This is a genomic window from Pasteurella testudinis DSM 23072 (assembly GCF_900176075.1).
GTDB classification, from domain to species: Bacteria; Pseudomonadota; Gammaproteobacteria; order Enterobacterales; family Pasteurellaceae; genus Chelonobacter; species Chelonobacter testudinis.
Window position 1 is genome coordinate 1 of record NZ_FWWV01000034.1, and the last position, 8,889, is coordinate 8,889.

At 49.2% G+C, this 8,889-nt stretch carries 9 protein-coding genes; 2 read left to right on the top strand and 7 right to left on the bottom strand.

Going from position 1 to position 8,889, the window contains the following annotated elements; genetic code table 11:
• The coding region (locus B8880_RS10225; protein ID WP_143933436.1) for an ISAs1 family transposase at positions 1–276 on the top strand (276 nt) is incomplete at its 5' end.
• 210 nt (positions 277–486) lie between these two features.
• Here the strand turns inward: B8880_RS10225 and B8880_RS10230 are convergent.
• The 5 genes from B8880_RS10230 to lepA form a co-directional block, all read right to left on the bottom strand.
• The gene (locus tag B8880_RS10230; protein WP_084257508.1) at positions 487–1,794 is read right to left on the bottom strand and encodes a uracil-xanthine permease family protein; all 1,308 of its coding nucleotides are present in this window, start codon (positions 1,792–1,794) and stop codon (positions 487–489) included.
• Between the two features lie 518 nt (positions 1,795–2,312).
• Positions 2,313–3,242: a GTPase Era gene (gene era, locus B8880_RS10235; protein ID WP_084257509.1), complete on the bottom strand. Its 930-nt coding sequence runs from the start codon at positions 3,240–3,242 to the stop codon at positions 2,313–2,315.
• 20 nt (positions 3,243–3,262) lie between these two features.
• Positions 3,263–3,937, bottom strand: a complete 675-nt coding sequence (gene rnc / locus B8880_RS10240) for a ribonuclease III (protein WP_084257510.1) — start codon at positions 3,935–3,937, stop codon at positions 3,263–3,265.
• A 10-nt stretch (positions 3,938–3,947) separates the two neighbouring features.
• Positions 3,948–4,922 carry a signal peptidase I gene (gene lepB / locus B8880_RS10245; RefSeq protein ID WP_084257511.1) on the bottom strand — a complete coding sequence of 325 codons (975 nt, stop codon included), beginning with the start codon at positions 4,920–4,922 and terminating at the stop codon, positions 3,948–3,950.
• Positions 4,923–4,931: 9 nt separating this feature from the next.
• Positions 4,932–6,728, bottom strand: a complete 1,797-nt coding sequence (lepA, locus tag B8880_RS10250; RefSeq protein WP_084257512.1) for a translation elongation factor 4 — start codon at positions 6,726–6,728, stop codon at positions 4,932–4,934.
• Positions 6,729–6,897: 169 nt separating this feature from the next.
• On the opposite strand from lepA, the gene grxB reads away from it, so the two are divergent.
• On the top strand, positions 6,898–7,545 hold the full coding sequence (grxB, locus tag B8880_RS10255; protein WP_084257513.1) for a glutaredoxin 2: 648 nt from the start codon (positions 6,898–6,900) through the stop codon (positions 7,543–7,545).
• Positions 7,546–7,592: 47 nt separating this feature from the next.
• Here grxB and B8880_RS10260 read toward each other — a convergent pair whose 3' ends face one another.
• Both B8880_RS10260 and B8880_RS10265 read right to left on the bottom strand, forming a co-directional pair.
• A complete protein-coding gene (locus tag B8880_RS10260) occupies positions 7,593–8,525 on the bottom strand; it encodes a tetratricopeptide repeat protein (RefSeq protein ID WP_084257514.1) in 933 nt (310 codons plus the stop codon).
• Positions 8,526–8,643: 118 nt separating this feature from the next.
• The coding region (locus B8880_RS10265; protein ID WP_143933390.1) for a transposase at positions 8,644–8,889 on the bottom strand (246 nt) is incomplete at its 5' end.

Sequence of the window (8,889 nt, forward strand, 5' to 3'; positions counted from 1 at the left end):
AGTAGCTTAAAGGCAAGTGCGGAGCAATTATCGCACAGTATTCGCGGTCATTGGGAAGTGGAGAATAAGGCGCACTGGGTGCTGGATATGGTCTATCGGGAAGATGATTGTGTGATAAGCAAGGATGACGGCGCGGAGAATATGGCGATATTGCGCCGTTTTGCGTTGAATTTATCGCGGCTTCACCCGGCTAAAATGAGTATGCGGATGAAGCTGAAAGCAGCGGGTTGGTCAGATGAATTCAGGTCAGAGCTGATGTTTGGTGTTGTTGGTTGATTATTAGACAAAGTGCGCGCTTGCCCTGTGGCGAGCATACTTTGGTTTTATATCTTTTATTTAAAATTTAGCTATCGGGTTTCGCCGATAGCGACCTTCTTTTTTGATTCACAAAATCATTTATGATTTTGTGAATCAAAAAAGAAAGTCGCCGATGACCGTCAAAAGCTAAGTGCGGTCATCGCCATCGACGACAAAAACAATTGTGAATTATTCTATCGCTGATTCGGTTTTCTCGTGTGGTAAAACCAAATTCAGCGTGAGAGCTAATAATGAACCGACGGTAATGCCGGAACCGAAAATCTCTTTCACGAACGACGGCAGTTTGTCCAGCAGTTCGGGGCGGGTGGTGACGGCTAAACCGCAGCCGATCGAAATCGCGATAATCAAACCGTTGCGCTTGTTACGTTCCACCTTATCCAACATCTGAATGCCGGCGGCGATGATCATCGCAAACATCATCAAGCCTGCGCCGCCTAAAACCGGTAGCGGAATCGACACGATTAACGCGCCGAAAATCGGAAACAGTCCGGCGAGTACCAATAACGCACCGGTGATCGTCACCACATAACGGCTGGCAACGCCGGTCAGCGAGATTACGCCGATATTTTGTGAAAATGATGAAAACGGGGTGGTGGACATCACGGCGGCTAAGGCTGAACCCAATCCGTCGCACAGCACGCCGCCGCGCAGGTGTTTACCGCTGATCTCGGTTTGGGTGGCGTTGCCCAATGCCAAAAAATTCCCGCTCGATTCGACAATCGTCACCAAATAGGCAATGCTCATGCCGATAATGCCCGAAATCGGGAATGCCAAACCGAAATGCAGCGGTTGCGGCAGGGCGAAAGATTCCGCTTGCCGCACGCCGCTGAAGTCGATCCAACCGAGTAAAAGTGCGGTCAGATAACCGGCAAACATACCGATTACAATCGCCGCCGCCGAGAAAATCCCTTTGCCCCATTGCACTAACACCACCACGATCACTAATACGAAAAACGCCATCGCCAAATTTGCCGGCGAGGCATAATCGGCATCGCCGCGCTGTCCGCCGGCAAACCAATCGACCGCCACCGGAATCAGGCTCAAGCCGATCATCATCACTACCGTACCGGTGACGACCGGCGGAAATAGCTTGCGAATGGTCGGCATAAAGAAGCTGCCGATAATCATCACCAGTGATCCCACCAGTGAGGCGCCCAAAATACCGGCAACGCCGTCTTGGCTAAATCCGATGGCTAATGCGGCGGCAACAAAGGTGAAACTCGTTCCCATCACGCTGGGTAAACGGATACCGATGGGGCCGATTCCTTGGCATTGAATCATCGTCACTACGCCGGAAATCAAGAGCGCGGCATTGACTAAAATAATGGTGTCGCTGCTTGGCAACTGTAAAACATTGCCGATCACCAAAGGGACGGCGATAATGCCGCCCAAGGCTGCAAGCAGATGTTGCGCGCCCAGTAACAGGCTGAGAAAAAACGGCGGTTTGTCTTCGACTGAGTAGATCAGTTTGTTCATCGTGGTTATTACCTTAGGTTGTTGATAAAAAATTTTCTTACTTTGTTATTTCGTCTAGTAGTTTAGCGTATTAACCGTATCGTACTTTTATTAATAAAGTGCGGTTTAAAACCTTGTACTCTACGGCGTGTTTTCGGTTCCCTTATGAACTGCCCGAGCGGGTGTGAAATTTGTAGTGAAACTTTTTTGCTTGAGCGTAGCGAGTCTGCCCGCAATGCGGGCGAATAAAAAATTTTCCGTTAAGCAAATTCACACTGAGCGAAGATCAGCAGTTCAATAGGGTGTGTTTTATTCGCTTCGCTCACCCTTCGGGCTGTTGCCAAAGGCAACATTCAAACGCAAGCGTTTGTCTTTTGCCAACTTTCTTTGCACAGGCAAGGAAAGTTGGGCACCGTTAGGCGAAACAGCGATAGTTAAACTTCAAATAATCGATAAAGGGCAAAGCAAGATCACTATCGGCGAAAATAGATAAAAAAATACCAACTGTAGCAACAATTGGTATTCAAAGTGCGGTACGGTTATTCGTCGATATAACCCAGACTACGCAAGGCGCGTTCGTCGTCTGCCCAGCCGGATTTGACTTTGACCCACAGTTCCAAGTGGACTTTGTTGTCAAACAATTTTTCCATATCGGCACGGGCTTCGATACCGATGGTTTTGATCTTCTGACCTTGATGACCAATCACCATCTTTTTCTGCCCTTCGCGCTCGACTAAAATCAAGCCGTTGATTTCGTAAGTGCCGCGTTCATTGGTTTTAAATTGCTCGATTTCCACCGTGACTGAATACGGCAGCTCCTCGCCCATAAAGCGCATCAGTTTTTCCCGAATGATTTCCGACGCCATAAAACGTTGCGAGCGGTCAGTGATGTAATCTTCCGGAAAGTGGTGAATGCCCGGACGTAACGAATCCTGCACGATTTTTTTCAACTGGTGTACGTTGTTGCCACGTTGGGCGGAAATCGGTACGGTGGCTTTAAATTCAAAACGCTGATTCAACTCGGTGATAAACGGCAACATTTCGTCTTTGTCTTTCACGTTATCAATTTTGTTAATCACCAAAATCACCGGCGCTTTGGCGGCGCGCAGTTTGTTCAGCACCATTTCGTCATCGTCGGTCCAGTGCGTGCCGTCCACCACAAAGAAAATCAGATCAACATCGCCGATCGCGCTGCTGGCGGCTTTGTTCATCAAACGGTTGATGGCGCGCTTTTCTTCGATGTGCAAGCCCGGCGTATCGACATAAATTGCCTGATACGCGCCGTCGGTGTCGATGCCGACAATCCGGTGGCGGGTGGTTTGCGCTTTGCGTGAGGTGATGGAAATTTTCTGTCCCAGCAGTTTATTCAGCAGGGTGGATTTGCCGACGTTCGGTCGGCCGACAATGGCGATAAAGCCGCAGTAAGTTTCGCTTACTGTTTGCGGATTGTCTGTGATGATTTCGCTCATAAGGTTCTTTCTCGCCTGTATTAGGTTAAATTAAGTTGTTGCAGAATAGCTTCTGCGGCGGCTTGTTCGGCTTTGCGCCGGCTTTGTCCCAGTCCGACTACGGTTTTGTTCAAACTGCCGACCCGACATTCGACTTTAAACAGCTGTTTATGCGCTTCGCCTTGAATATCAATCACTTCATATTCAGGCAGCGGTTGGCGGTTGCCTTGCAGATATTCCTGCAAACGGGTTTTCGGATCTTTTTGATTGTCGCCGGGTTTGATTTCGGCAAGGAACGTTTTATACCATTCGCGTACCACCGGCATGATATTTTCCAGTCCGGAATCCAGATACATCGCGCCGATAATCGCTTCCACGCCGTCGGACAGAATCGAATCACGGCGGTAGCCACCGCTCTTTAATTCCCCTTGTCCCAAACGCAGATAGTCGCCCAGTTCGAATTCGCGCGCTAGAATCGCCAGCGTTTTTTCACGCACCAAGGTGGCGCGCATGCGGCTGAGATCGCCTTCATCAACTTTATCGAATTGTTTGAACAACGCTTCGCCGATAATAAAATTCAGAATCGAATCGCCTAAAAACTCCAGACGTTCGTTATGTTTGCTGTCGGCGCTGCGGTGGGTCAGTGCCTGTTTCAACAAGTGAAGTTGTTGAAATTGGTAGCCGATTTTACGTTGTAATCTGTCCAGATTTTGCATGCGGTTTACCTTATGGAATGGCGGTGAACAGACGTTCGGTGCGGATACCGGTCGGCCATTCGTTGGCTTTTTTATCTAAGCTCAACCAAATCCAACTGGCTTTGCCGACCAAGGCTTTTTCCGGCACGAAGCCCCAAAAACGGCTGTCGTCGCTGTTATCGCGGTTGTCGCCCATCATAAAATATTCGCCCTCCGGCACGGTCCATTCGCCCGGCGGATTGCCTTGTTGCTTGTAATAGGCGGCATCAACATAAAAACGCACCGGATTGAGCAGAATTTGGTGAGTCACCGCACCTTTTTCGGTCATCTCGATTTGCGCATTGCCGTGATAGAAAAAGTCAGGATTGGCTTTGGCATCGCTGTATTGATAGACTTCGGGCTCACACACTGGCGTGCCGCACTTTGCAGGAGTAACGCTCAGTGTACCGCTGGCTTGATCGTATTTGATATGATCGCCCGGTAAACCGACCACACGTTTAATGTAATCAATCGTTGGTTGCGGCGGCGCTTTAAACACCACCACATCGCCGCGTTTCGGCTCGCCGATTGGAATCAGAGTGTTTTGAAAAACCGGATCTTTGATGCCGTAAGCATATTTTTCCACGATCACAAAATCGCCGATGCGCAGGCTCGGCTCCATCGAACCCGATGGAATTTGAAACGGTTCGAACAGGAAAGAGCGCACCAACAGCACAATCGCCAACACCGGAAACAGCGAGGCGACAAATTCGCTGCCTTCGGAAATCGGCTCGACTTGGGCACGCTCTTCTTCACTCAACGTTTTGCCGCTGCGTTGTTCCAAACGGGTGATTTGCCGTTGGCGTTTCGGCTCGAGCGAAAAACGGTTGTAACACCAAGTTGCGCCGGCAATCAGGGTGAAAATAATCAACAGAATCGAAAACGTGTTCGGCAGCGCCAGATGATCCAGCACTTTCCATAATACATAGCCGCAGACTAACAGAATCGGCAGAAAAAACTTCGACATTCGCTTTCCTTATTTATCTTTACCAACGTGTAAAATGGCTAAAAACGCCTCTTGCGGCACTTCGACGTTGCCTAAGGATTTCATGCGTTTTTTACCCTCTTTTTGCTTCTGCAACAGTTTTTTCTTCCGGCTGACGTCACCGCCGTAACACTTCGCCAACACGTTTTTACGCAACTGTTTCACCGTCGAACGGGCGATAATATGGTTGCCGATTGCCGCTTGAATCGCAATATCAAATTGCTGACGCGGAATCAACTCTTTCATTTTTTCCACCAATTCGCGTCCGCGATACGGCGCATTGTCTTTGTGTACGATCAACGCCAGCGCATCGACCCGTTCGCTGTTGATCATAATATCGACCCGCACCATGTTCGCCGCTTGGAAACGCTTGAAGCTGTAATCCAACGAGGCGTAACCGCGCGAGGTCGATTTCAGGCGGTCGAAGAAGTCCAACACCACTTCGCCCAACGGAATTTCATAGGTCAATGCCACTTGGTTGCCGTGATAGACCATATTGGTCTGCACGCCGCGTTTTTCGATGCACAGCGTAATCACATTGCCCAAATATTGTTGCGGCAACAACATATTACATTCGGCAATCGGCTCGCGAATTTCCGCGATATTGTTTAACGGCGGCAATTTCGCCGGACTGTCAACGTGTTCAATCGTGCCGTCGGTCAGCTCCACCTCATAGACTACCGTCGGTGCGGTGGTGATCAAATCCAGATCGTATTCCCGTTCCAACCGCTCTTGGATAATCTCCATATGCAGTAAGCCCAAGAAACCGCAGCGGAAGCCGAAGCCAAGTGCGGTCGAGTTTTCCGGCTCGTAAAACAGCGAGGCGTCATTCAAGCTCAATTTGCCCAGCGCGTCGCGGAACGCTTCGTAATCATCGGAGCTGATCGGGAACAAACCGGCATACACTTGCGGTTTGACCTTTTTAAAGCCCGGCAGCGGTTGCTCGGCGGATTTATGTTGCAGCGTCAGGGTATCGCCGACGGGCGCACCTAAAATATCTTTGATGCCGCACACAATCCAGCCCACCTCACCGCACTTCAACTCGGTGGTATCAACTTGTTTCGGGGTGAAAATCCCCAAGCGATCCACGCCGTAAGAGATGCCGGTGCTCATCACTTTGATTTTGTCGTTTTTCTTCAAGGTGCCGTTTTTGATCCGTACCAACGAGACTACGCCCAAATAGTTATCGAACCACGAGTCGATAATCAAGGCTTGCAACGGTGCGTCCGGATCGCCTTCCGGCGGCGGAATCTCTTTGACGATCACTTCCAACACATCTTCGATACCTACACCGGTTTTTGCCGAACAGCGCACGGCATCGGCGGCTTCGATGCCGACGATATCTTCAATCTCTTCTGCCACGCGCTCCGGATCCGCCGCCGGCAAGTCGATTTTATTCAGAATCGGCACTACGTTGAGATCCATATCCAGCGCGGTATAGCAGTTCGCCAGCGTTTGCGCTTCCACGCCTTGCCCTGCGTCCACCACCAACAGCGCTCCTTCACAGGCTGCGAGCGAACGCGAAACCTCATAGGAAAAATCCACATGTCCGGGGGTGTCGATAAAATTCAGTTGGTAAGTTTCGCCGTCTTTGGCTTGATAATTCAAAGTAACACTTTGCGCTTTAATCGTGATCCCACGCTCACGCTCCAGATCCATCGAATCCAGCACCTGTTCCGCCATTTCACGATCACTCAAGCCGCCGCAAGTTTGAATCAAGCGGTCGGACAGGGTCGATTTGCCGTGGTCGATATGGGCGATAATGGAAAAGTTACGAATATTTTTCATTTAAAAAGGGTTCTCTATGCCAATTTTTATTTACCAGTTAATTGGCGGATTGTACCTGAATATTGGCTTGGGTGCTATAGACGTGATATGTTAAACATCGGTATTCTTCGCGAGATTCGCGCTAAGATTCAAAGTGCGGTTTGTGTTAACAAAACAAGAGGAGAACTCGATGAAACTGTTTATTTATCAGCATTGCCCGTTTTGTGTGAAAGCGGCGATGATTTTTGGTTTGAAAAATATCGCAGTAGAAAAAGTGGTGTTGATGGAAGATGATATTGACACCCCGACGCAGATGGTCGGGCGCAAAGTGGCGCCGATTCTGCAAAAAGCCGACGGCAGTTTTATGCCGGAAAGCATGGACATCGTGCGTTATATCGATCAACTGGACGGCAAACCGCACTTGAGCGGCGCAACCAACCCGGCGATTGCCGAGTGGCTGGACGCGGTGAAAAATATCACCGCCCCGTTGTTTATTCCGCGTTTCACCCAAGCCCCGTTTGCCGAAATTGCAACGGAATCGGCGAGAGAACGCTATATCCAGCGCATGACCAATTGGGTCGGCGATCTCGATCAACTGCTTGCCGACACGCCGTTGTATTTACAACAACTGCAACCGCACTTGGCACAGTTAGCCACCTTGATTCAAAGCGAAAGTGCGGTCAACGGCACGCTGTCGGAAGATGATATTCATTTATTCCCAACCTTGCGTTCCTTAACCATTGTTAAGGCGTTGGTGTTGCCGCAAAAAGTGCGGGCTTATGTTGAAACCATGGCGAAATTGAGTCAGGTGGAGTTGTTGGATAGTATGGCGGTTTGATGGGAAAGTGCGGTTTAAGAACCGCACTTTCTATAGTATTACTTCTATTACTTGGCTAAGTTTTCTACGCCAGCGCAACCGTCTTCATCGCCTAATTCACAGGCTTGTGCATACAATTCACGGGCTTTGTTGAGATCTTTCGCCACGCCGGTGCCGTTTTCATAAAGATCGCCCAAGTTGAACAGGGCGATTGGCTCGTCTTGCTCAGCCGCTTTTTGATACCATTCAGCTGCTTTTTTGACATCAGCTTTTACGCCTTCGCCGTTGCGATACATGTAACCGACTTGGGTCATGGCGGTAGGGTAACCACCTTCGGCGGCACGCTGGTAGTATTCAAAGGCTTTTTTATGGTCTTGTGCCACGCCTTCGCCGGTATAATAGTGGTAAGCCACATCATTCATCGCTTGGATTGAACTTGGTAGATCCGTTTGCTGCGCGGCTTTTTCATAATAGGCTATCGCTTTGGCATAATCAGCTTGATCTAATCCGGGGAAATTTTGCGAATAAAGATGCCCCATCATAATTTGCGCATTAATATCACCGTCGTCAGCAGCTTCGCGGAACAGTTCAATGGCACGGGGTACATCGCTTGCCACGCCGTAGTAAATTTTGGCTAAGTTATTTTTCGCACCGTAATCGGTCGGATCTTGCGTAAGTGCTTTTTTGTATTGCTCTTCTGCTTTGACGAAATCGCCGTCATTCTCTTCATAGAGGATACCAATATTGCGTGTAGCTTTGGAATAGCCTTGGGCAGAGGATTTTTGATACCATTCCAACGCCAATGCATCATTTTCCTCTAAACCGCCCATGGCAAAATCATACGCAAAACCCAAACGGAATTGGGCGATTTTATCGCCTTGTTGCGCCAGCGTTTTAAACTCAGCGATTTGTTGCTCGCTGTAATGGCTTGGTTCCGGCGGATCAACGGCAAATGCCAAAGGAGAGAATAGCGCCAATAAGCTGATATGCATTTTTTTCATAAAATTTACCTTAATATATTGTATTGACAAAAGATAGTGCGAGTATAACAAGGTCAAGGTCAAGGTCAAGGTCAAGGTCAAGGTCAAGGTCAGGGCAAGCGCGCACTTTGTCTAATAATCAACCAACAACACCAAACATCAGCTCTGACCTGAATTCATCTGACCAACCCGCTGCTTTCAGCTTCATCCGCATACTCATTTTAGCCGGGTGAAGCCGCGATAAATTCAACGCAAAACGGCGCAATATCGCCATATTCTCCGCGCCGTCATCCTTGCTTATCACACAATCATCTTCCCGATAGACCATATCCAGCACCCAGTGCGCCTTATTCTCCACTTCCCAATGACCGCGAATACTGTGCGA